The 22,958-nt window shown below is 61.5% G+C and carries 13 protein-coding genes and 1 tRNA gene; 6 read left to right on the top strand and 8 right to left on the bottom strand.

Features of this window, described 5'->3' with window-relative positions; translation table 11 throughout:
• Positions 1–35: 35 nt before the first annotated feature.
• Positions 36–2,693: a multicopper oxidase domain-containing protein gene (locus ACVWNW_RS01875; protein WP_454482707.1), complete on the top strand. Its 2,658-nt coding sequence runs from the start codon at positions 36–38 to the stop codon at positions 2,691–2,693.
• A gap of 778 nt (positions 2,694–3,471) precedes the next feature.
• Here ACVWNW_RS01875 and ACVWNW_RS01870 read toward each other — a convergent pair.
• Both ACVWNW_RS01870 and ACVWNW_RS01865 read right to left on the bottom strand, forming a co-directional pair.
• A tRNA-Arg gene (locus ACVWNW_RS01870) sits at positions 3,472–3,548 on the bottom strand.
• Positions 3,549–3,592: 44 nt separating this feature from the next.
• On the bottom strand, positions 3,593–5,488 hold the full coding sequence (locus ACVWNW_RS01865) for a 1-deoxy-D-xylulose-5-phosphate synthase (protein ID WP_454482705.1): 1,896 nt from the start codon (positions 5,486–5,488) through the stop codon (positions 3,593–3,595).
• Positions 5,489–5,667: 179 nt separating this feature from the next.
• Between ACVWNW_RS01865 and purE the strand changes: the two genes are divergently transcribed.
• From purE to ACVWNW_RS01850, 3 genes are all read left to right on the top strand, one after another.
• Positions 5,668–6,174: a 5-(carboxyamino)imidazole ribonucleotide mutase gene (gene purE, locus ACVWNW_RS01860; RefSeq protein WP_454482703.1), complete on the top strand. Its 507-nt coding sequence runs from the start codon at positions 5,668–5,670 to the stop codon at positions 6,172–6,174.
• Complete coding sequence (purK, locus tag ACVWNW_RS01855) at positions 6,158–7,324, top strand: 5-(carboxyamino)imidazole ribonucleotide synthase (RefSeq protein ID WP_454482701.1); 1,167 nt, start codon at positions 6,158–6,160, stop codon at positions 7,322–7,324. The genes purE and purK overlap by 17 nt, the downstream gene beginning before the upstream one ends.
• Positions 7,325–7,393: 69 nt before the next feature.
• Positions 7,394–7,837, top strand: a complete 444-nt coding sequence (locus ACVWNW_RS01850; protein ID WP_046323168.1) for a Fur family transcriptional regulator — start codon at positions 7,394–7,396, stop codon at positions 7,835–7,837.
• On the opposite strand, the gene ACVWNW_RS01845 is transcribed toward ACVWNW_RS01850, so the two are convergent.
• Positions 7,809–10,394, bottom strand: a complete 2,586-nt coding sequence (locus ACVWNW_RS01845; protein ID WP_454482699.1) for a bifunctional lysylphosphatidylglycerol flippase/synthetase MprF — start codon at positions 10,392–10,394, stop codon at positions 7,809–7,811. The genes ACVWNW_RS01850 and ACVWNW_RS01845 overlap by 29 nt on opposite strands.
• A gap of 54 nt (positions 10,395–10,448) precedes the next feature.
• Complete coding sequence (locus ACVWNW_RS01840) at positions 10,449–11,813, bottom strand: alpha/beta hydrolase (RefSeq protein WP_454482697.1); 1,365 nt, start codon at positions 11,811–11,813, stop codon at positions 10,449–10,451.
• Positions 11,814–12,032: 219 nt separating this feature from the next.
• Between ACVWNW_RS01840 and ACVWNW_RS01835 the strand changes: the two genes are divergently transcribed.
• Both ACVWNW_RS01835 and ACVWNW_RS01830 read left to right on the top strand, forming a co-directional pair.
• Positions 12,033–12,953: a metal ABC transporter solute-binding protein, Zn/Mn family gene (locus ACVWNW_RS01835; RefSeq protein ID WP_454482695.1), complete on the top strand. Its 921-nt coding sequence runs from the start codon at positions 12,033–12,035 to the stop codon at positions 12,951–12,953.
• 176 nt (positions 12,954–13,129) lie between these two features.
• Entirely contained in the window at positions 13,130–15,226 is a 2,097-nt protein-coding gene (locus ACVWNW_RS01830) for a sulfatase-like hydrolase/transferase (RefSeq protein WP_461196308.1), read from the top strand.
• On the opposite strand, the gene purD is transcribed toward ACVWNW_RS01830, so the two are convergent.
• The 4 genes from purD to ACVWNW_RS01810 are packed head-to-tail and all read right to left on the bottom strand — an operon-like array spanning position 15,223 to position 22,910.
• The gene (purD, locus tag ACVWNW_RS01825) at positions 15,223–16,494 is read right to left on the bottom strand and encodes a phosphoribosylamine--glycine ligase (RefSeq protein WP_454482691.1); all 1,272 of its coding nucleotides are present in this window, start codon (positions 16,492–16,494) and stop codon (positions 15,223–15,225) included. The two genes, ACVWNW_RS01830 and purD, sit on opposite strands and share 4 nt — an antisense overlap.
• A gap of 18 nt (positions 16,495–16,512) precedes the next feature.
• Entirely contained in the window at positions 16,513–17,562 is a 1,050-nt protein-coding gene (purM, locus tag ACVWNW_RS01820; protein WP_454482689.1) for a phosphoribosylformylglycinamidine cyclo-ligase, read from the bottom strand.
• Positions 17,563–17,607: 45 nt separating this feature from the next.
• Positions 17,608–19,113, bottom strand: coding sequence for an amidophosphoribosyltransferase (gene purF / locus ACVWNW_RS01815; protein ID WP_454482687.1), 1,506 nt, complete (start codon positions 19,111–19,113; stop codon positions 17,608–17,610).
• 17 nt (positions 19,114–19,130) lie between these two features.
• Positions 19,131–22,910 carry a phosphoribosylformylglycinamidine synthase gene (locus ACVWNW_RS01810; protein WP_454482685.1) on the bottom strand — a complete coding sequence of 1,260 codons (3,780 nt, stop codon included), beginning with the start codon at positions 22,908–22,910 and terminating at the stop codon, positions 19,131–19,133.
• Positions 22,911–22,958 lie beyond the last annotated feature (48 nt).

The following is a 22,958-nucleotide window of genomic DNA, read 5'->3' as shown; positions in this document are numbered from 1 at the left end:
ATCAATTATCAACCCAGGGCAAGGCGGACAGATCCATGCAGAGCGACCAGAAGATGCGCAAGTCCGGAGGCAAAACAGCCTTACCCAGGTCCAGGATGGCCCTGCTCATAGGCGCAGGTCTGGCTGCACTGCTTGGTCTTGTTGCGGCACTGATTCGCGCGGATCTGATCCACCCTTCAGACAGGGTGCCCTTAGCTGATCTGCATGGTGGGCTCATGGTCTATGGGTTTTTGGGCGCTGCCATCGGTCTTGAGAGGGCAGTGGCTTATCGCAGTGGCGGATCCAAAAAACCCTCCTGGGGATTTCTTGCTCCCGCCTTGGGCTTGCTGGGGTCCCTGCTCTGCCTGCTTTCGCTGATGGTTTCAAGCCCCGCTGCTGCCCCGGCATGGGTCAGAGTGGAGCTTTTTGGCGGTATTCCGTGGACTTTGTCCATGTTTGTTCTGACAGCCATGTATCTGGCTATCTGGCGGCGGCAACCTTCTGCAGAGGTGCTCATACAGGTCCTCGGATCCCTGGTTGGCCTGGTCGGAGCTTTTGGATGGGTTGCAGGATTGGATGCCTCGGTTCTGGCTCCAACCTGGCTCTTTTTCCTGATTCTGACCATCGTCGGGGAGCGGGTGGAGCTGGCCAGGGCGGTCTTCTCGGATGTCCGCCTCGAATCGGGAATTCTGGGTCTGAGCCTCCTGACCGTCCTGATGTTGCCTGTTCAAGCCATGGCACCTTCGGTCGGTTATCCGCTTCTGGGATTGTCCCTGGGTCTGCTCCTCCTGGTTATGGCCAGTCACGACGTAGCCAAGGGCACCTTCCGTCACGGCGGTCTGCCAGGATTCATGGGCACCTGCATGCTGTCGGCCTACGCCTGGGGGCTTCTGGCTGCCCTCATCTGGATGGTGGCACCCTTGGATTCCAGCACCTACTGGGGCGATATGGCACTGCATGCGCTGGCTGTGGGATTCATCATGACCATGGTCATCGCCCATGTCTGCATGATCGTCCCCTCGGTCATTCGCAGGCCTCTGCCTTTTCATCCCCTCCTCTGGGGTGCTTGGGCGCTCATGCAGGTTGGCTTGCTAATCAGGCTCCTTGGAGCCATCCGGCTCTACACGCCCTTGTGGAAGGCGGGGAACCTGCTGAATGTCTTGGGAATCCTTTCCATGATGCTGACCGTGGTTTACCTGGCTGCTCGCGGCAAGCAGGTCCTGGCTTCCAAACGCTACCGTCGTCGCCAGCCCAAGGACTCGCATACCGAACTTGTTGGGACCTTGGCCCTGAGGACGGATCTGGTTGCCACATCGGTTACTGTGCTGGTCCTGGTGGCCGCCGTGGTTTTGATGGTCCTGCGACCGACGTTGGCTGTTTCGATTGGGGCTGCGCCCAATACTGGAGGCGTCCAGGAGGCATCGTCAAAGAGTGTCCAGCCGACGGGTCACACCAGCAGAGCTTCAATCAGGGTAAAGGGGATGGCCTTTGTGCCGGATACCATCGCCATCGATGCAGGCGACCGGCTGGTTGTAGATTTTCAGAACACCGGAGATCAGCGGCACGACTTGGTTTTCGCCAATGGCAAGAGCACAGGATCCGTGCCTGTAGGCCAGAGCATCTCGGTCGATGTGGGAGTCCTGGGCGGCGACACATTAGGATGGTGCTCACTGGCAGGACACCGTCAGATGGGTATGGAGCTCAAGGTCAAGACCAAAGGTGGAACAGCTACCGAGCAAATGCAGTCCTCCGCTCGGAAGATGACCATCAACCAGGCCTTTTCAGCAGCCAAACTCAAGGCGCAGGCTGAGAAGAGCGAACCTGCCAAGGCCACTCTTCCACCCTTGGATGACCAGGGGAGGGCTGGAACAAGAAAATACACTTTGGATGTCAAGGAACGTAAGGAGCAGGTGGCAGCAGGGCTTGAGCGCACGGTTTGGAGCTTCGATGACGCGGACGATCCGCGGGATAAGGGATCGAGGCCCTTGGCTCAGGGTCCGGTGCTCAGAGGCCGGGTGGGAGACACCTTTGAAGTAACCATCAGAAACAAAGGAAGCATGAGCCATTCCATTGACTTTCATGCAGGCCCGGCTGTTCCCCAGACCATGATGCGCAACATAGAACCTGGCAAGGAGCTCCTGTACACCTTTACTGCTGATCGGGCCGGCATATGGATGTACCACTGCAGCAGCGACCCCATGTCAAACCATATAGCCAACGGCATGTACGGGGCTGTGGTCGTGGATGATGGCACCCTGCCACCAGTGGCTGCGGAATATGTTCTGGTCCAGTCCGAGATTTATCTGGGGCCCAATGGAGGGACTGCTGATGCTGAAAAAGTGGCGGCCATGACCCCGGATATCATGACCTTCAACGGACGAGCCTTTCAATATGATGCACACCCTCTCAAGCTGGAGAAGGGGCAAAGGGTCCGCATCTGGGTTCTGGATACCGGCCCCAACCAGCCGCTGTCCTTCCATATCGTGGGAACCCAGTTCGATACGGTCTGGACCGAAGGCCGCTATCTGATAGGCGGAGGTTCAGGAGCGAATTCCGCCGCTACCTCACCAGCCGGAGCGCAGGTTCTGCCCTTGCTGCCGGCCCAAGGCGGCTTCGTAGAGCTCAAGGTCGATCAGCCTGGCGACTATTCCATAGTCAACCACATCATGAGTCTGGCCGAAAAGGGTGCCCACGGCATCCTGCGGGTGTCGTGAAGCGATCAAGCGACGTGCATTGCTTTTAGCCAGATGGTTGCCAAGTTTCGGAACTGATCCGATCCTTGACTACTTGGAGAGATAGTTCCTGCCTGGTCGCCTGTGCTGTGCCTTTCTGATTGTCTGCCGTCTCCAAGCAGGAAGGTTGAGACGCAAAAGCATCCATGGAATCGCAGGCGGATAAGAAAGTTGTGGACTGGGTCCGAGCGATCAATCCAGCAGCTGGAGGCCCTTGCCGTCCATCTGGTAAGTTGTGCATGCCGAAGCCGCCCAAGAAGAAAGCCAAGATGGCTGCTTTGACCTTCAGCTTGTTCGACATGCCCGGTCCGCTGACATGCTGGGTCTGAAGTTGCCAAGGCTGAATTTGGGTCGGTCCGTTGGTGCCGTTGGGTTGAGGTGTATATGCGGTTTGCCCGTAGGAATTTTGCGGTCCTCACTGAGTGCTCGAAGCCAGCCAAGATTGATCCGCATTCGGGTACCCGTTGGCAGCTGTTGAATGATTCCCCTGCGGGGAAGCAGTCTCGTAGCTTTGACTGGAAGGCTCTTGGCCCTATCCCGTATAGTCGGAGTAATTCTGGCTCGCCTGAGCTTGGTCTTGATTGTCGCTTGGTTGCTGATCTATTGGTTGATGCCGATTGTTCATGGCTGTCTTTCTTGTCCATATTGTTTCTGCAACTGCGATCGTCGCGAGCCATACATGGGCAGCACATGCTGCTATGGCAAGATGGACAAGAATACGAAGAACCCTTGCTCCTTGGGTTGAAGCAGGGAGGACTAGTGGTGACCCCGGAGAGATTCGAACTCTCGACCTACAGATTAGAAGTCAGTTGCTCTATCCAGCTGAGCTACGGGGCCAAACCCTTTCATTGTACCCGCTTTGGTCCACCGGCGGGTCAAATCTATGAAGCCTGGTCGGCGAGGGCATCCGAGATGGCCTGAGCCATAGCAGGAACGGTTATGCCATACCTTTCCATCAGGGTGGCTTGGGGAACCCTGTCGTTGAACTCCTTGGCCGCTCCGAAGGCCAGGGTGCGAATGTGAGCAGGTCCGTAATATGCAGCCACTGCCTGTCCCCAGCCGCCGTCCAGCTGACCGTCCTCGATGGTGGCCACCAGGGAGTGGGTGCTGGCCAGTGCATTTAGGGTCTGTTCATCCAAGCGGTCATAGCGATGTGGGTCCACCAGTGTGGGCTTTAGCCCCATGGACTTTTCCAAGGAATCTGCAAGGTCGCGGCCTAGTGGCAGCGCATCGCCGAGAGCCAGCACGGCTACGGTCTTACCCTCTTGCAGGATGCGATAGCGATCCCAGGGAGCAGGGTCCGACCCGCATTCAGTATCGGTCTTCGAGGGATCTGGAGCCGGCGTTGTCGGCTTCCCGGCCCGTTCTGTAGCCAGTGTGCGCTCGCCGGGCACCCTGATTACCACCGGCTGCCGAGCCGGGCCAGTGGCCCAGGCCAGCATGTCCAGAAACTCGGCCCCGCTGGTCGGAGCCAGGCAGGTCAGTCCGGGGATGCCCCGCATCATAACCATGTCGGCCGTGCCTGAATGCGTGGCATCGGTTTTGGCAACGCCTGTGGAAAAGACCAGCAGGGTCACAGCGCTGCCGTTCAAGGCCATCTCCTGCTCGATCTGGTCGTAGGCCCTCTGGAAGAAGGTGGCCGAGGTGGCGACAACGGGAGTGCCTCCGGCCTTGGCGATGCCCGCAGCATAGGCTATCGCGTGGGATTCGGCGATGCCCACGTCCCGGTAGTGGTTTCCAGCCCGCTGGCGGAAGTCAGGATCGATGCCATTGGACAGCGGCGTGGCAGGGGAGATGACCGTTAGGCCTGGCTCTTGTGGGAACCTGGACTCCAAAGCCTGCATGGCCATTCTTCCGTAAGTCTTTCGTGAATTGGGCAGGCGGTCCAAGGAGTCCAAGCCGTCCTGCCAGTGGTTGGCCTCCACCGGGCCTTCGGCGGGCAAATCGGGCAGGGAAGTCATATGAGCTGGGTTCCTATCGCTCTGGGCCATCGACGCCGACCCGATCCGTCCATGGCTACCCTGGCCCAGCCCCAGGCCCTTACGGGTGTGGATATGAACCACCACCGGATGATCGGTGTCCTTGACCTGATGGAAAGCCTTGATCAGATCCTCGATCCGGTTGCCCTCCTCCACGTAGCTATAGTCCAGTCCAAGGGCACGGAAGGGATTGTCTGGGCTACGTCCCCCACTGGCACGGAGGGCCGCCAGACTCTTGTAGAGTCCTCCGTGGTTCTCGGCGATGGACATTTCGTTGTCATTGACCACGATAATCAGGTTGCCGCCCTGTTCAGCAGCCCAGTCCAGCCCTTCGAAGGCCGGCCCGCTGCTCAGGGAGCCATCCCCGATGAAGGCGATGATGTTGGCCTTGCCGCCGGTCGCATCCCGCTGGGCGGCCATCCCACAGGCCAGGCCGATCGAGGTGCCTGTGTGCCCCAGCATGAAGTCGTCGTAGGGGCTCTCCTTGGGCGAGGTGAATCCGGACAAATCCTCCTGAGACTCAGGGTCCGTGTAGGCCTGGCGCCGACCGGTCAGGATCTTGTGGGTATAGGCCTGGTGAGAGACATCGAAGATCAGATGATCATGAGGCATATCAAAGACGTAGTGCAAAGCGATGATGGGCTCGATGGTGGCCAGGTTGGAGCCCAGGTGACCGCCGTGACGTCGACAGAAGCGGATCAGCAGCTGACGGATCTCGTCGGCCAGTCGATTCAGCTCTTCCAAGGAGAGAACCTTCAGATCCTTTGGGGAGTCGATGCTGTCCAGAAGCTTGCCCATAACCCTCCTGTCTGTTTCTGTCATGCAATCCAATGATTCTAGGTCTGGAGCGGCGGTTTAGAGACGCTGAGAACACGATGTTCACCAGGCCCGGCCTTTACATCCATAGGACCGTCACGATTGGCTGGCTTCTCCCCTGCCTTGCGTAGTATCAAATATGCATGAACATTGGAGGGCCGATGGCTGACAATACACATGAAGGGGCACGCGTCGCAGTGATCATGGGATCATCGAGCGACTGGGAGACAATGAAGGAAGCCTGCCGGATGCTGGACCGGTTCGCTATCGTCTACACCAAGGAGGTAATCTCCGCCCATCGCACACCTGGGCGCATGGCGGAGTTCGCGCATCAGGCCCGGAGCCAGGGCATAGGGGTCATCATCGCCGGGGCCGGAGGAGCAGCCCATCTGCCTGGTATGGTGGCGGCCCAGACCACATTGCCGGTCATCGGGGTGCCAGTGAAGTCCCATGCACTGAGCGGGGTTGATTCACTCCTGTCCATCGTGCAGATGCCTGCCGGAATTCCTGTGGCGACCACGGCCATAGGGGCATCCGGGGCTACCAATGCCGGCCTGCTGGCGGCTTCAATTCTCTCCATTAATGATTCAAGACTGGCCCAGGCCCTGGATGACTACCGTGCCGAGCTGGCCCGATCCGTGGAGGCGTCCAATGCCCAGCTTGTCTGAAGAGACGAAGGGGAGGATTGATCACCTGGAGCCGGGGTCCGTCATCGGGATCGTGGGCGGCGGCCAGCTGGGGCGGATGATGGCCCTGAGCGCCCGCTACCACGGATTCCGCATCGGTGTGTTGGATCCCACGCCTGATGCTCCTGCGGCTCAGGTGGCTGACTTCCAGGAGACAGCCGACTATGGCGACCTGGATGCTCTCAAGAGGCTTGCCGAACGCAGCGATGTGCTCACCTACGAGTTCGAGAATGTGGATGCCGATGCGCTGGACCAGGTGAGGGATCGTGTGGCCATCCCTCAGGGGACTGATTTGCTCAGGATCACCCAGGACCGGGTTCACGAGAAGACCTTCATAAACCGCCATGGCATTGATACCGCCCCCTGGAGGCAGGTTGACAGTCTTGACCAGCTGGATTCAGCCTTGGAGGAGTTGGGAATGCCCGCTGTGCTCAAGACGCGAACCGGTGGCTATGACGGCCACGGCCAGGCGGTCCTGCGCACCAAGGAGGATCTTCAGGCCTTGCAGGCGCGGATGAAGGGCCGGGACTTCCCGCCCTCCGTGCTGGAGGGGTTCGTGGACTTCGCCTTCGAGGCTTCCATACTGGTCTCAGGCAACGGGAAGGACTATGTCACCTTCCCCATGGTGCGCAACGAGCACCGCCACAACATCCTGCACATGACTCTGGCACCGGCACAGGTCGAGCCTGAAATGGCCGACCGCGCGCGTGACATGGCTCTGACTTTGGCTGACGGCTTCAAGCTGGCCGGCACCTTGGCCCTTGAGCTTTTTGTCATGCCCGATGGCGGTCTGGTAGTCAACGAGTTGGCCCCGCGCCCCCATAACTCCGGTCATTACACCATTGAGGCCTGCTCCATGGACCAGTTCGATGCCCACGTCCGGGGCATCGCCGGGTGGCCCCTGCCCAATCCTCGTCTGCTCAGTCCGGCGGTCATGGTCAACGTTCTGGGCCAGCATGTGGCCCCGGTCAGAAAGCTGTTGGGGAAGCACCCCGAATGGTACCTGCATGATTATGGCAAGGCCGAAGTGCGCACCGACCGCAAGATGGGGCATCTGACGGTGCTGACCGACGATCTGGAGAAGACGGTCAAGGATCTGGAGGCCACAGGCTGCTGGTCCGACCTGGACTGAACCGAATCCTCACATCTGTCCCGGCAATCCGGATGTAGGCTTGGTGGAGCCCAAGGAGTGTGTCTAATCATGAACGCTGGCTCATCCGTCGGCCGCCGGACGCGGCAGAAGAATGCTATCTGGAGAATTCTTCAGTCCCAGAACGACTTCGTCTCAGCCAAGGAGCTGCACAGGCTTCTTCGCGATTCGGGCCAGCGAATCGGCTTGGCCACTGTTTATCGGCAGCTGGGCTCTCTGCATATGTCCGGCAGCCTGGACTGCATTGAGCATGGGGGCATTCGCCTTTACCGGGTCTGTTTGGCCCAACGGAAACACCATCACCATCTGGTTTGTGAACGCTGCGGCAGGACCGTGGAGATCAGCCCGCCGGACGATGGTTGGCTGAAGGCCGTGGCAGCTGAGCATGGCTTTACGGTCTCCTCGCACACCTTGGAGGTCTACGGCCTGTGCAGCAGCTGTCAGGGCCACTCTGGGCAGGCGGACGTCAGTGATCCTCCCGGCCCTTGGGCATGATGGTCTTGATGGCATCCCAGGCCTGCGAAGCCTTGAGATTGGGCAGGTAGGCCTGGACTACAGCCAGTCCGATCTGGGCCAGCTGAGCCGGGTCGGGATAGCAGATATAGACCGGGTGCTCGCTGGGCTGGAACTTCTTCTTGAAGAAGAAGAGCGAACGGAAGCCATAGGCCGGTTCCATCAGGTCTGCCACCATATGCAGGGCATGTTGCAGGAAGGCGGTCTGATCTTCGCTGCTGTCCATGCCGGCCAGGGGAGCGGCCGACAGGCTCATGAATTCCGCCGTGCCCTGGTCGCGTAGCCGTTCAGCCATCCGTGCGATCAGGAACTCCATGATTCCATTGGGGCTGTCGGTCCTGTGCCTCATGAAGTCCAGGGTCCAGCCGATCACCTGGCCCTGGCGGTAGGTGGGCATCCAGCTGGTCACGGCCAGCACCTTGCCCTGGTCGTCCACGGCGTAGAGGATGGCCATGCGCGGGTCCCTCAGCTCATCCAGGCCACCCAGGGTGAACTTCATCTCGGGAAGCGCCTTGAGCTCAGCCCACTGCTCCGAGATGTCCACAATCTGTGACTGGACGTCCCAGGAGGCGTCGTTGAATGTGGTCAGCACGTCGGTGATCTTGTCGCGCTTGGCCTTGTTGATGGCTGTGCGAATGTCCTGCCATTTCTTGCCCTTGGTCTGCCAAAGGCTGGGGGTGACCACCATCTCCGAGCCGACTGTCAGGGTGGACCAGCCCCTGGCTGCCAGCAGATCACGCTGGGGCTTGTGGACGCTGTAGAAGACCGGTGACCAGGAATGGGCGTTGCAGAAACGGGTGAATTCGTCCAGATCATCCGCATACTCCTCAGGATCGCCGAAGGGACCAGTGGTGGTCAGGGCTATGCTGTGCAGGAGCCGGTAGGCAATGGCTGAACGGCCGCTCTGGGAGAACCAGTAGCTGTTGCCCTCCCAAGTGGTCATGAAGGACATGCTCTCACCTCCGTACTCGACCAGTCGATCGGCCTCCTGGCGTTCGCTGCCGTTCTGGATGACCGAGCTGCGCATCCAGGAGAGCAGGACTACCAGGACCACCAGCCAGAAGATCAGCCCGACTCCGTGGCTAACGATTATCCCCGTCGGAGTACGTGGTGCCAGAGCCGGCCGGAAGCGCGAGGCCACACCATTGGGCAGGTAAAGCTCGGGCAGTTGGGAGAGCGCTCTGCTGGTGGTGGGCCAGGGATGGAAGGAGCCGGGACTGACTGCGGTGAAGGCCAGATAGCCCACGGCTGTGGCCAGAAAGGCCAGACCGATGGCTGCCCAGCCTGCCTGTAGGCGTGAGGCCTTGGTCCGTACCAGGAAGATGCGCAGGTTGCGCGCCAAGAAACAGTTGAGAATCAGCGGAGGAAGAGTGATGATCAGCAGAGAGGGAATAGCACCGTGACGGATGGCCTGGGGCAGGCCGTCGCCGATGGTCAGCGGGAAAACCAGGTAGTAGAGCACAGCCAGGACGATGGTCAGGCCGTTCAGGACCAGACTGGTGACAGCGGCAACCCGGCGGCCATGGTAGATGCCCCAGGCCACCACCAGCAGGACCAGGGTGGGCATGATCAAGGACGAGACGCTGGTGGGTGCTCGACCGGCGACCAAGCCATACTGTGCATAGCAGCTGGCCTGGTTGTTCTTGGCCAGGCAGCGGGACAGGGCGGCGCTGCCGCCAGGGTCCGAACCCAGGAACATACCCAGCGGGGTGAAGAATCCTGCACGGATTTTGGAGGAGACGGTGACCAGTGGGCCAAGAGCCAGAACCGTGGAGACGGCTCCCAGCAGGTGGCGGGTCTCGTATGAGCCGCTATGGCCATGCGGATTGGCGTCCTTGACCGGTCCGTGCCAGAGGTGGCCGGTCAGGTGGCCGATGAGCGCTGCCGCCAGGGCGCAGTAGTAGCCGGGGTTGCCGGTATATAAAACCATCAGGATCAAGGCCGTGTAGCCTATGGTGGCGATCCTGCGCCGCCAGAGGAAGTCGCTGAAGGGGATGGATGCCATCAGGGATCCGACCACCAGGATGATGGGGCTGAGTGTCATGGGCACCCGGATGAACCAGGCCCAATGGTCCTGAAGGGCATTGATCAGGGTGCAGATGACCAGCCCGATAGCCGCGCCGCCTACAGCGCTGATGACTGAGGCGAGCACGGTGCGCCTGCGACCCAGTCGGGTCTCGGCGATGCATAGCATAACCAGGACCAGGGCCACATCTATGACCAGTTGCAGAGGACCGGGGGTGATGACCAGGGATACCAGCAGCCGTGCGAACTGGACCAGGAGCGAGGGACGCCCCTGGCCATGAACGGGATGTGGCGCCTGGTGAATGATCAGGTCGGACAAGGGCAGGCCCAGCCGTGTCCTGCCGGGGATGCGCAACAGCCAGATTAGCAGCCAGCTGATCAGGTTGAGCAGGACCAGTCCGAGGCTGAAAGCCAGCGCAAAGGCGTGACGTCTGATCCATCGGGTCAGGTCCCGCAAAAGTACGGTCTTGGCCGAAGGCTCCATCAGTCCGGATCCCTTATTCGTTGTCTCCATGATTACGGCGGCTCTTTCTGCTTATCTGCTTGAACGCTTTGGCCTGTCGGCGGTTCAGTGGATGCTGGTTTCGATAATGTTCGGAAAATCTGCAAGCGGCCGGGACATTGGCCCTAGTCCCATGGCTTCGCCCATCCACTCCAGCCCGGGTTCCCAGGCGGTCTTGACTGTGTGCCAGTCATGGCCCGAGCCCTGGGTGACGACGGCCTGCACCTTCATGCCTGCCTGGGTGGCGGCCTTGGCAATGACCATCATATTGTGCTGGGACTCCTTATCGTTGGATCCGGCTGCGGTGAACAGGCGCTGGTGCGAGGGTGCCCGCTCCAGCATGGCCCTGGCTGGGACCTGGGCCAGGAAGCGTCTTTTGTCGCCGCCGAAGTAGTCGCGGATCATCTGCTCTTGCCGACCCTGCGTCGGTTCCAGCTCTCCGTCGGCTGGGAGCATGTTCCCGTAGATGTCGGGATGCCGTGCCCCAAGCTGGGTAGAGCAGGTCCCGCCCTGGGAGAATCCGCCTATAGCCCACTGTTGGGACTGGTCGGCGACGGGCAGCTCTGTGCGGATCCAGGTGGGCACGTCCTTACTTAAATAGGTTTCCGCCTTCCCGTAGACCGGGGAGTCCACGCACAGGCTGTTGTGGGAGGAGGACCCGTTCTGGTCGGGGGAGACCACCACTGGCGCCAGGCCCTCGTGCCGGGCAGCATAGGCATCCATCATGGCCGGAATGGCTCCAGCCGTGAAGAGCCGGTCGGGGCTGCCGGGCTGGCCGGCCAGAAGAACGAATACAGGCAGTGCAGGCGGTCTGTCGCTCAAGGCGGCGGGCGGCAGGTAGACATCAGCTGGCCGGGCCGCGAACCGGGAGCGCCCGTTGGGGATGAGCATGCTATAGGAGCGGCCGGCACTCGGATACGAGGGCAGTTCGCCCTTAGATGCCAGGGATCGCCACTGGGCCACGCTCATGGCCGGTCTGGCTGCCTTGTGGTCTCGGTAATCAGGGTAGAGGGAGACGCTGAACAGGGACCCCAAGGTGGTGAATTCGCCGTAGATGATATCCACGCGAAGCCCGGTGGAAAGCAGACAAAGCAGGACGGTCAGTGCGGCCAGGATCCGGCGCCACCCCCGGGCGGTGATCAGGATGCAGACGGCGAACCCCACGGCAAGAAAGCCTAAGGCCACGCTGATGATAACCATCCAACCCAGGGAGACACCGAAGAGCATGAAGACATCGGAGACCAGCCAGGTGGCCAACAGTCCCAAGGCTCCTATGCCCAGGGCAATGGCCGCCTGCCGCAGCAGGGTCCGCCAGCGTCCGTGTGTCAGTCCGGTCAGCGTCAGCACGATCAGGGCCAAGGCCGTCAATGCAAACAGTGACGCAGGCAGCCATCCCTGGGTCAGATGGACCTTTGCCAGCCATGCACCCATGCCATTCCTTCCAAGGAAAATACATCCGCAGTTCAGTATAGGGAATGTTCGGGCTCACGGAGACTATTTAGGCAGGCATTCATTCTTGACAGGCCCGAATCCCCGGATCCCGGTCACGGGTTCGTCTATGGTAGATTTATTGATAATCAATCTCAGTAACGTTCGGCAGGTACGGCAACAGGCCCATATAGCGCCGCCGCCAGGAAGGAATCCCCATCCATGCACTCCAGCAGTACACGCTTCCGTCGGACCCGAACCTTGGTCGCAGCCCTGCTGGCAGGACTGACCCTGCTGACATGTCTGACTGGCTGCGGGAAGAGTGAATCATCCTCGTCAGCTGCAAAGTCCAGCACTCTGCAAGTGGTGACCAGCATCAATCAGTGGCAGTCCCTGGCCGTGGACCTGGGAGGCGACCAGGCTCGGGTGGATACTATTCTGAGCAACACCTCCACTGATGCCCATGACTATGAGCCGACAACGGCAGACATCGCCCGGATCAGCCGCGCAGATCTGGTCATAGTCAACGGGGCCGGAATTGACGACTGGGCAGCCAAGGCCGCTGAAACCGGGCAGGCCCGGCTGGTGGACATATCCAAGGCATCAGGGCACAAGGCCGGAGACAATCCCCATCTCTGGTTTTCCTCCCAGAGCAGGAGAGCGGCTGCCAAGGCTGTGCATGAGGCCTACCGGCAGCTGCGCCCAGGTCGCGGGACCGACTTTGACAAGGCCTACCAGGACTGGCAGGGTCGACAGGCCCGGCTGGACGATCTGATTGCCAAAGCGCGCAAGCAGACCCAAGGCCGGCACTATGCGGCCACGGAATCGGCTGCCTACTATCTCTGTCATGATCTGGGCATGGAGGATCTGACCCCAGAGGGGTACCTGCGGGCGGCCGCCAACGAAAGCGAGCCCTCGCCCGAGGACTTGGTGGCCTTTCGCCATCTGCTGACCTCCGGGCAGTTGGACATGTTGGTGCTCAACACCCAGGAAGTCAACCGAACATCCAAGGATCTGGCCATTGAGGCCCGTAAAGCCCATGTGCCGGTGTTCGAAGTCAGCGAGCAGCGCCCCGATAAGTACCGGAACCTGGAGGATTGGATCAGCGCCCTGGTCAAGCGGGTGCCGGGCACCAAGGCCTGATGGGCCCGTCCTCTCTTCATGTTCGCTAAGGGGTGTTTTCACGGGGCTTGTCGTCCTTGATGGGAACAATGGCACAGGTATCGGTAAAGGCCTTTGGGCCCAGTCGCCAAAGTCAGGAGTAAGCGGTGAAGGATCGTAAGCGTCAGCCCGGCCGGTGGACATCCCGGATGCAGAACATGACCGGACGTCTTCGGGTGCGTGGGTGGGTCTACCTGCTCGCCTTCATCCTGATCAACTTCCTGTCTGTGGGCATCCTGCAGTGGGGGGTCTCCCTGAACAGCTCCCGCGTAGAGCTTTCCAACCCGCTGATCGGCTTCTGGGGCTTCATCTCGGCCATGTGGACCCAGCGCCGGTTCGTCCTGGTGCTCAACATGCTGGCTGTGGGCCTGGTCTATCTGGCTCTGGCCTACCTGACCAATCGATTCTGGGCGGCATCAGGGCTGATTCTGGCCATCTGCGCGGTCATTGCAGTCATCGAACGTTTCAAGGTGCGTGCACGGTATGAAGCCGTCCTACCCTCGGATTTGGATTTCCTCCATGCCGATGCGGCCAACCTGGTCTCCTTCCTGCCGGTCCGGTCCCTGCTCATGATCGGGTTGGGAATCGTGGCTCTGGTTATTCTCGGAGTGCTCTGCTGGTTGGTGACACGGATGGATGCCCGTCGCGGCCGTCCAGTTGCCACTGGCAACAAGCCCCTGGGCGCGGGACTGCGTACGGTAGGGGTCCTGGTCCCGGCCCTGGTGGTGGCACTGTTCATGTCCACTGTGGGCACCTATGGCAGCCCCGCCTATCGCTTCTCGCAGTACATGGGCGACATACCCTCCATGTGGGACTCGGTCTATGATGCCCAGCGCAACGGGGTCTTCGTGTCCTTCTCTCGGCAGCTGCGACCAAAGGTCATGGACCAGCCCGCCGGATACAGCCGTGCCACCATGCAGTCTCTGGCCCACCGCTACCAGCGTTCTGCGGACCGCATCAACCGTGACCGCAAGTCCTATATGAATGAGTCGAGTTTGGTCTACATCCTCTCTGAGTCGTTCTCGGATCCCACGCGGGTGCCAGGCGTCGCACTCAACCAGGACCCCATGCCCCACATCAGATCCATCAAGGAGGGAACCACCAGCGGGCTCATGCTCTCCTCCGGCTACGGCGGCGGCACGGCCAATCTGGAGTTCCAGGCCATGACTGGCTTGTCCATGGCCAACTTCGATCCCTCGCTGACCTCTCCCTATCAGCAGGTCATCCCTCACTTGAGTTGGATACCCACGGTCAACCAGGCCTGGGGATCTCCATCCAAGTCTCTGGCCTTCCATCCCTATGAGTCCTCCATGTATTCCAGGGCCGAAAACTACAAGAAGTTCGGCTTCTCGCACTTCTACTCACTGACTGGCCCTGACCAGATAGCCCACCAGGACCGCATCGACCGCAGCCAGTATGTGGGGGATCGCTCTGCCTATGATTCCGCTCTGGAGCAGATGGGTGACGACAAGGGCAACCAGTTCGTCGAGGTCATCACCATGCAGAACCATATGCCCTACAACGACTGGTATGACGACAACAACTTCTCGGTCAATTCCTCCGACCCCAACAGGCCTCTAGGTGACGATGAGATGCAATCCATCCGCACCTACGCCAAGGGGGTCAGTCTGACCGATCAGGCCACGGCAGATTTCCTGAACAGCCTGGACTCCCAGAGCAAGCCGGTCACTGTGATCTTCTACGGGGATCATTTGCCCGGCATCTATGGCACGGCCAGCTGGGACGAGCACAACTCCCTGGCCCTGCATCTGACCGACTACTTCATCTGGTCCAATAAGGCCTCGGATTCCTCGGGAGCACAGGTCAGCAACAGCGCCTACTCCTCGCCCAACTTCTTCCAGGCCCAGGCGGCCGAGCACATGGGTGCCAAGGTCTCGCCCTTCACAGCCTTCCTGACCGAGCTGCACGAAAAGATCAGCGCCATCGAGCCTCCGGTGGCCAACCAGATCCAGGACTGGAACAGGATCCCGGCAGGGCAGACCAACTATCTGGATGCCCAGGGCCAGCCCATGAACGCCCGTGACTTCGACCGGGCCACCCGGCAGCTTCTGAATGACTACAAGCTGATCCAGTACGACATCATGGCAGGCAAGCACTACCTGCAGGGAACCGGCTTCACCACCACGCCCACCCGCCGTTCGGATGCCGCCCGGCAGAAGGCCAAGGAGCAAGCCCGCCAGGAGGAGCAAAACCAAGACAAGGACAGGGAGAGCGCAGTCAGCTCGGCCAATTAGGCTTCCAGACCGTGGTGGCCGATGTCGTGCCGGTAGAAGAGCCCAGGCATCGACAAGCCGTCCAGACGGTCATAGACTCGGCGGGCTGCCTGGGCCAGGTCGTCGCCTTGGGCAACAACCAGGGCGGTCCTTCCCGAAGAGGATGTCAGACCAGTTGAAGCTGAGCCGGACACTCCGGCGTAGTAGGCTCTGAGGTCAGGTTCCGGAGCGATCACAGGCACAGGAACCCCGGTCTTGGGATTGCCGGGATAGCCCTGGGCTGCCAGGACCACACCCAGGCGGCTGTGGGAGCTGTCCCAGGTGAATTGAGGCTCTCCGCCCTCCATCAGCGTGCGGATGGCCGTGCCCAAATCGCTGGTCAGGGCAGGCAGGACTACCTCGGTTTCCGGGTCTCCCAGTCGTGCGTTGAATTCGATGACCTGAGGGCCCTGGTCGGTGACCATCAATCCCGTGTAGAGAACCCCGGTGAAAGGACTGCCTTCCTGGGCCAGGGCACGGACGGTGGGGGCGACGATGGCATCCAAAGCCTTTTGGGTCAGTTCCGGTCCGAACTGGGGCAGAGGGGAGTAGGCTCCCATGCCGCCGGTGTTGGGGCCCCGATCCCCGTCATAGGCGGGCTTGTGGTCTTGTGACAGTGGCATGGGCCAGAACCGCTCGCCCCGGACGAAGCACATGAGCGAGCACTCCTGGCCCACCAGCTGATCCTCGATGACCACCTGGGCTCCGGCCTGTCCGAACTTATGATCGATGAAGATGGCATCCAGGGCCTGCATGGCCTGGTCAAGGTCGGCGGCCACCGTCACTCCCTTGCCGGCTGCCAGCCCGTCAGCTTTGATGACCACCGGTGCGCCGTGCGAGCGCACATAGGCCTTGGCTGTTTCCAGGTCATGGAAGACCGCATAGTCGGCGGTGGGGATCCCATGCCTGCGCATCAAGTCCTTGGCAAAGCCCTTGGATCCCTCGATGCGGGCCGCAGCCTTGGTGGGTCCAAAGGCAGGGATGCCGGCAGCTTGCAGTTCGTCGACCAACCCAGCCGTCAAAGGAGCCTCGGGTCCGACGAAGACCCAGTCGATTCCCAGTTCGCGTATTGCGGCGATCAGTTTTTCAGGCTGCGAGGAATCCTCTTGCAGCAGGCTGATGCCGTCCGGCTCCATGCCCGGGTTGCCCGGGGCACACCAGACCCGATCCACTCCTGGCCCAGCCAGCAGGGTGGTGGCGATGACGTGCTCCCTGGCTCCCGACCCGATGACCAGTACCTTGTCCGCCATGATGGGCTCCTCTCGCTATTACTGACGACCGTCTTCGTTAAGAATGACCTGCTGGCCGTTTTGAGCACGCGTCACCCGTCCGATCAGGGTGTAGGACTCCTGCTCCCCATCCAGGACTGCGCGTGCCTGGTCCAGCTGGTCAGGGGAGACGACCAGAACCATTCCAATGCCCATGTTGAAGATGTTGTACATCTCCAGATGGTCGACCCTGCCCATCTCCTCGATCATCGTAAAGATGGGCGGCACCTTCCAGGCATTCAGGTTGAAGCTGGCCGCCAGCCCCTCGGGCAGAATCCGGGGCACCTTCTCCACGAAGCCGCCTCCGGTGATGTGTGCAGCGCCCCTGAGCAGGCCGGAGGCGAAGAGCGGACGCAGGGCCTTGACATAGATGCGGGTGGGTGTCAGCAGTTCCTCTCCCAGGGTCCGTCCGCCAAGCTGGTAGGGCCGATCCTCCAGCTTCATGCCTCCCTGGTCCAGCAGGGCCTGGCGAATCAGGGAGAATCCGTTGGAGTGGACTCCTGAGGAGGGCAGGCCGATCAGCTGGTCGCCTTCTTTGATGGCCGAACCGTCCACCAGGGACTCCCGTTCGACCACACCCACGGTGAATCCGGCCAGGTCGTATTCATCAGGCTGGTACATGTCAGGCATCTCTGCGGTCTCCCCGCCTACTAGGGCGGCCCCGGCCTGGACACAGCCGTCGGCCACGCCCTTGACCACCTGCTCCAGCAGAGCCGGGTCGTTGTGTCCGCAGGCGATGTAGTCCAGGAAGATCAGCGGTTCGGCCCCCTGGGCGATGATGTCATTGACGCACATGGCCACGCAGTCCTGACCGATGGTGTCATGGCGGCCGGCTTCCCTGGCCACCATCAGCTTGGTACCCACGCCGTCAGTGCCCGAAACCAGAACAGGATGGCGGTAATTGAGCGCAGACAGGTCGAAGTCGCCGCCGAAGCCGCCAATGTCTCCGGCGCCCGGCCTATGGGTTCTGGCCGTGTGGGAACGGATCCTGTCAATCAGTTCATATCCGGCCTCCACCGATACCCCAGCCTGCTCATATGCCTTCGGCATGGATGCCCCTTTCTCTGCGCTGCCTGTTCTGCTCTTCGCTAATGCTCATTGGTATGTTTTCTGCCCCGACCCTGCAGGCATGTCAAGCCCGTAGGATCCCTTGGAGGCCTCCAGTCGGGCCCGGTCCTCTGGGGTCAACGAGGCCAGGAAACCCTGCTCATAGTCGTCAAGTCGCGTGGGATAATCACCGTTGAAGTAGGCTACGCAAAGGCCCTGGTAGGGTGCGTCACGGCCCAGACCGATGGAATCCACCAGACCGTCCAGACTCAGATAGGCCAGGGAGTCGGCCCCGATGGCTTCCCTGATTTGCTCCACGGACTTCTTGGCGGCGATCAGTTCGGAGGTCCGTTGGATGTCGATGCCGTAGTAGCAGGGATACCGCAGGGGCGGGGAGGCGATGCGCATGTGCACCTCGCTCGCTCCGGCCTCCCGAAGCAGACGGACGATTCTGCGCGAGGTGGTGCCTCGAACTATGGAATCGTCGATGACCACCACCCGTTTGCCGGCTACGACGCCTCGTACAGCGGCCAGTTTCATCCTGACACCCTGTTCGCGCATGGCCTGGCTGGGCTGGATGAAAGTGCGTGCCACATACTGGTTCTTGATCAGCCCCATCTCGTTGGGCAGTCCGGCCGCCTCGGCATAGCCTGAGGCTGCGGACAAGGAGGAATTGGGCACTCCGATGACCATATCGGCGTCCACCGGGGCTTCGCGGGCCAGCCTGGCACCCATCCGCTTGCGGGCCGAGTGGACGTTGACCCCATAAATATTGGAGTCGGGTCTGGCGAAGTAGATGAATTCCATGGAACAGATGGACAGGCAGGTCTGATCGGTATAGCGCTCGATGCTGTAACCCGAGTCGTCCACCCGTACGATTTCGCCGGGGCCGATGTCACGCACCAGCGTGGCGCCGACCAAATCCAGTGCGCAGGTTTCCGAAGCCAGGACGTAGGCCCCTCCTGGCAGCTGGCCCAACGAGAGAGGACGGAACCCGTTGGGATCCATGGCTCCAATCATGGCATCCTCGGTCATGAGCAGGTAGGCGAAGCCGCCATGAACCTGGCGCAGGGCCTGTTTGAGCGCTGCCATGAAGTCCTTTTCAGGACTGCGCCGGATCAGGTGCATGAGCACCTCGGTGTCGGAGTTGGAGTGGAAGATGGCCCCCTGATCCTCCAACTCCGCCTTGAGGCTGTCGCAGTTGGTCAGGTTGCCGTTGTGTGCCAGGGCTATGTCCCCGTCATGAAAGCGGAAGACGAAGGGCTGGATGTTCTCGATGGACCCTGAGCCGGTCGTGGCGTAGCGGACATGGCCAATGGCCCTGTCTCCGGTCAGCGGCGTCAGGCTGGACTCGTCCGGGAAGACCTGAGTCAGTAGGCCCAGGCCCCGCCGTCCGATCAGATGCCCCTGGTCGTTGGAAACGATGCCGGCACCCTCCTGGCCGCGGTGCTGCAGGGCATGCAGGCCGAAGTAGGTCAGCCGGGCGGCATCGGGGTGGCCCCAGACTCCGAAGATACCGCACTCCTCGTGAATGCCTTCAAGCTCCAACGACATGGTCTATGTCCTTTCCCCTAGGCGGCAAAGTAGTCCACTCCCGACTGGAAGAGCGGCTGCGGGCGGCCTCCGGGCACGTTGAGATACAGGTCGGGGCCGCTGCGTTCCGTGTGGCCCATCTTGCCCAGCACCCGGCCGTCCGGACTGGTGATGGCCTCGATGGCCATGTCGGATCCATTGGGGTTGACCAGCGGATCCATGGAGGGACGGCCCTGCTCATCTACATACTGGGCGGCCACCTGCCCCCGGTCGATCAGGGTACGCAGGAGGCCAGGCTCGGCCACGAACCGCCCTTCGCCATGGCTGATGGGCATGGTGTGGATGTCGCCCACCCGGCAGGCGCTCAGCCAAGGGGAGCGTGTGGAGCTGATCCGAGTATGGACAAGACGGCTCTGATGGCGGCCGATGGTGTTGGCGGTCAGGGTGGGATCTTCGGGCGACCCAGTGACGATTTTGCCATAAGGGACCAGACCCAGCTTGATCAGCGCCTGGAAGCCGTTGCAGACGCCCAGAACCAGCCCGTCCCGGTCCTGCAAAAGCTCTTGGAGGGCATCGGCGACCTGGTCCGAACGCAGGAAGGATGCCACCAGTTTGGCCGAACCATCGGGCTCGTCGCCACCGGAGAAGCCTCCGGGTAGCATCAGTATCTGGCTGCTGCGGATGGCCTGGGCCAGGCGGCGGGAACTTTCGGTTACGTCCTCGGCGTTCAGGTTGCGGATGACCACGGTCTCCACCTGGGCTCCAGCGTCCCGGAAGGCCCGTGCAGAGTCGAACTCGCAGTTGGTGCCGGGGAAGACGGGCATAACCACCTTGGGTCGGGCGGTCTTGGCAGTCCCTTTGGTTCTACGCGTTACTGGCCTGCCATGCTCACGGTCGGTGCGGCCGATGGTCGGCACCGGGTCGCCTTGACCTCGGTATGGGAAGATGGATTCCAGACCCCTGGCACGGATTTCCTCAAGCTCAGCCAGGTCCAGACCCTCACTGCCACAGCGGAGGCGGTAATCCTCCCGTGTGCGCCCCAGCAGCTGCAAATGCAGACCGGAATCCTGAATGAACAGGGGCTCTGGGCCTGAGGTCTCCAGGATGAAGCTCCCATAGGCAGGACGGAAGAGCGCAGATATGGCAGTGTTTGATGCCAGATTCAGCCCGATTCTGTTGCCCAGGCACATCTCCATCAATGACTGGGCGATGCATCCGTAGCCCGGAGTGGCTGCAGCATCCACCAGGCCCTGGCTGATCAGCGCCTCCACCTGGTCCATGACGGCCCTCAGACTCTCCGGATCGGGCAGCAATCCGTCCTCCTGATATTCGGGCGTCAAAAGGTAGACCTGCCGGTTCGGGGCCTTGAACTCGGGAGAGACCGCATCCTTGGCTCGCCCCAGTGCCACGGCAAAGCTGATCAGGGTGGGAGGCACGTCCAGGTCCTCGAAGCTGCCGGACATGGAGTCCTTGCCGCCTATGGCACCCACGGAAAGATCCAGCTGGGCCTGGAGGGCTCCCAGGACGCCAGCCACCGGCAGACCCCAGCGCCGGGGGTCGGCGCCGGGCTTGGGGTAGTACTCCTGCAGGCTCAGGTGGGCCCGGGAACGGCTGAAGCCGCTGGCCACCAGCTTGGCCAGGCTCTCGACCACGGCCAGGTAGGCGCCGGTGTAGGGATCCTTGCTGCTGATCCAGGGGTTGAATCCCCAGGCCATTGCCGAGGCGGTGGTGGTGTGTCCATCCACCGGCAGCTTGGCCACCATGGCCTGGGCCGGAGTCAGCTGTCGGGCTCCGCCGAAGGGCATGAGGACAGTGCCTGCGCCGATGGTGGAGTCGAACTGCTCGGCCAGACCCTGCTGGGAGCAGACGTTGATGTCAGCAAGTAGGGCCCTCATGCGCGCGTCCAGGCTGCCTTGGACCTCGAATGGGGCATGGTAGGGAGCAGGAACCGTTACCTGGGCATCGGCCTCGTGAGGGGCGCCGTTGGAAGCCAGGAAGGATCGGGGGATGTCCACGATGGTCTCTGATCGCCAAGTCATCCGCAGTCGGGGTTCTTCGGTGACCTCGGCGATGACGGTGGCCTCGAGGTCCTCCTGCCGGGCGTAGTCGATGAAGGCGGGCGCGTCTTCGGCAGCCAGGGCCACGGCCATGCGCTCCTGGCTCTCGGAGATGGCGATTTCGGTTCCATCCAGCCCCTTGTACTTGAGCGGCACCCGGTCCAGGTCCACGTTCAGTCCGTCGGCAAGCTCGCCTACGGCCACGGCGACGCCGCCGGCTCCGAAGTCGTTGCAGCGTTCAATCAGCCTGGCTGCCTCCGGGCGGCGGAAGAGGCGCTGAAGCTTGCGCTCTTCAGGGGCATCGCCCTTCTGCACCTCGGCCCCGCAACGTTCCAGGCTCTCTTCGTTCTGGGACTTGGATGCTCCGGTGGCACCGCCGATACCATCACGGCCGGTTCTTCCGCCCACCAGGATGATCAGATCGCCGGGTGCAGGCCGACGGCGGATCACATGGTCGGCCGGGGTGGCTGCCACCACTGCGCCCACCTCCATCCGCTTGGCTGCATAGCCGGGGTGGTAGATCTCCCGAACCTGTCCGGTGGCCAGCCCGATCTGGTTGCCATAGGAGGAGTAGCCATCGGCCGCCTGACGGACGATTCGGCTCTGGGGCAGCTTGCCCGGCAGAGTCTGATCCAGGGGCTGACGGGGATCCGCTGCCCCGCTGACCCTCATGGCCTGGTAGACGTAACCTCTTCCGGAAAGAGGATCGCGGATGGCTCCGCCGATGCAGGTGGCGGCACCGCCGAAAGGCTCGATCTCGGTGGGGTGATTATGCGTTTCATTTTTGAAGAGGAAGAGCCAGTCCTGATCCTGGCCGTCCACGTCGACCTTGGTCCGGATAGTGCAGGCGTTGACCTCTTCGGACTGGTCCACGTCGTTCAGGATGCCTCGCTTCTGCAGGTACTTGGCTCCGATGGTGGCCATGTCCATCAGGCATTCCGGCCGGTCCTGGCGGCCCAGCTCTTCGCGGATTGCCCGGTAACGTTCCAGTGTGGCGCGGGCTCGGGGATTGTCCGCCTTAATTCGCTCCAGCTTGGTATTGAAGGTGGTGTGCCGGCAGTGGTCGGACCAGTAGGTGTCGATCACTTTGAGCTCGGTCAGCGTGGGGTCTCGCTTTTCCTGACGGTAGTGGTCCTGGCAGAAGCGGACATCCGGCAGATCCATGGCCAGATCCAGCTTGTCGATCAGCGCTTTGAGTTCAGGATCGGCCAAATCGCGAAATCCGTCCAACACGGGCACTGGATCAGGATCCTCGTCAGGCATGGCCAGGGTCTTGGGCTGCTCCAGCCCCACCACCCGTGAGTCGACCGGATTGACCAGGTAATTGCGGACGGCTTTGATCTGCTCGGCATCCAAATCGCCTTGTAGCAGGTAGACGGTGGCCGTGGCAACCAGGGGGCGGGCGCCCTGGCCGACCAGCTGAACACATTGGGCTGCGGAATCGGCTCGCTGATCGAACTGACCAGGCAGGGGGGCCACGGCGAAGAGCATGGGGGAGTCCAGTGGCGGCAGGTCCTCGTCACCCTTCATGCGCAGGGCCTGCTCCAGTTGGGTGGCCACCAGATCGGTCTGGGGCTGGGCGAAGACCGTGGGCAGACAACGTTTGAAGAGGTCTTCGTCGATTCCCTCCAGATCGTAACGGTTGATTATGCGCAGGCCGGTCAGCCCTTGCACGCCCGGCAGGGTGCGCAGCTGTTCGGCAAGCCTGTCGGCGGCCTGGTCGAAGCCACGCTTTTTCTCGGTATAGACACGGAAGAGCACAATGGATCCTTTCGCGATGGACTGGTTGGGGACCAATGAAAAACCCGG

This window comes from Bifidobacterium sp. JNUCC 75, from assembly GCF_054819865.1.
Note: the sequence above shows the minus strand (reverse complement) of the source record. Positions and strands in the feature narration are given on the sequence as shown.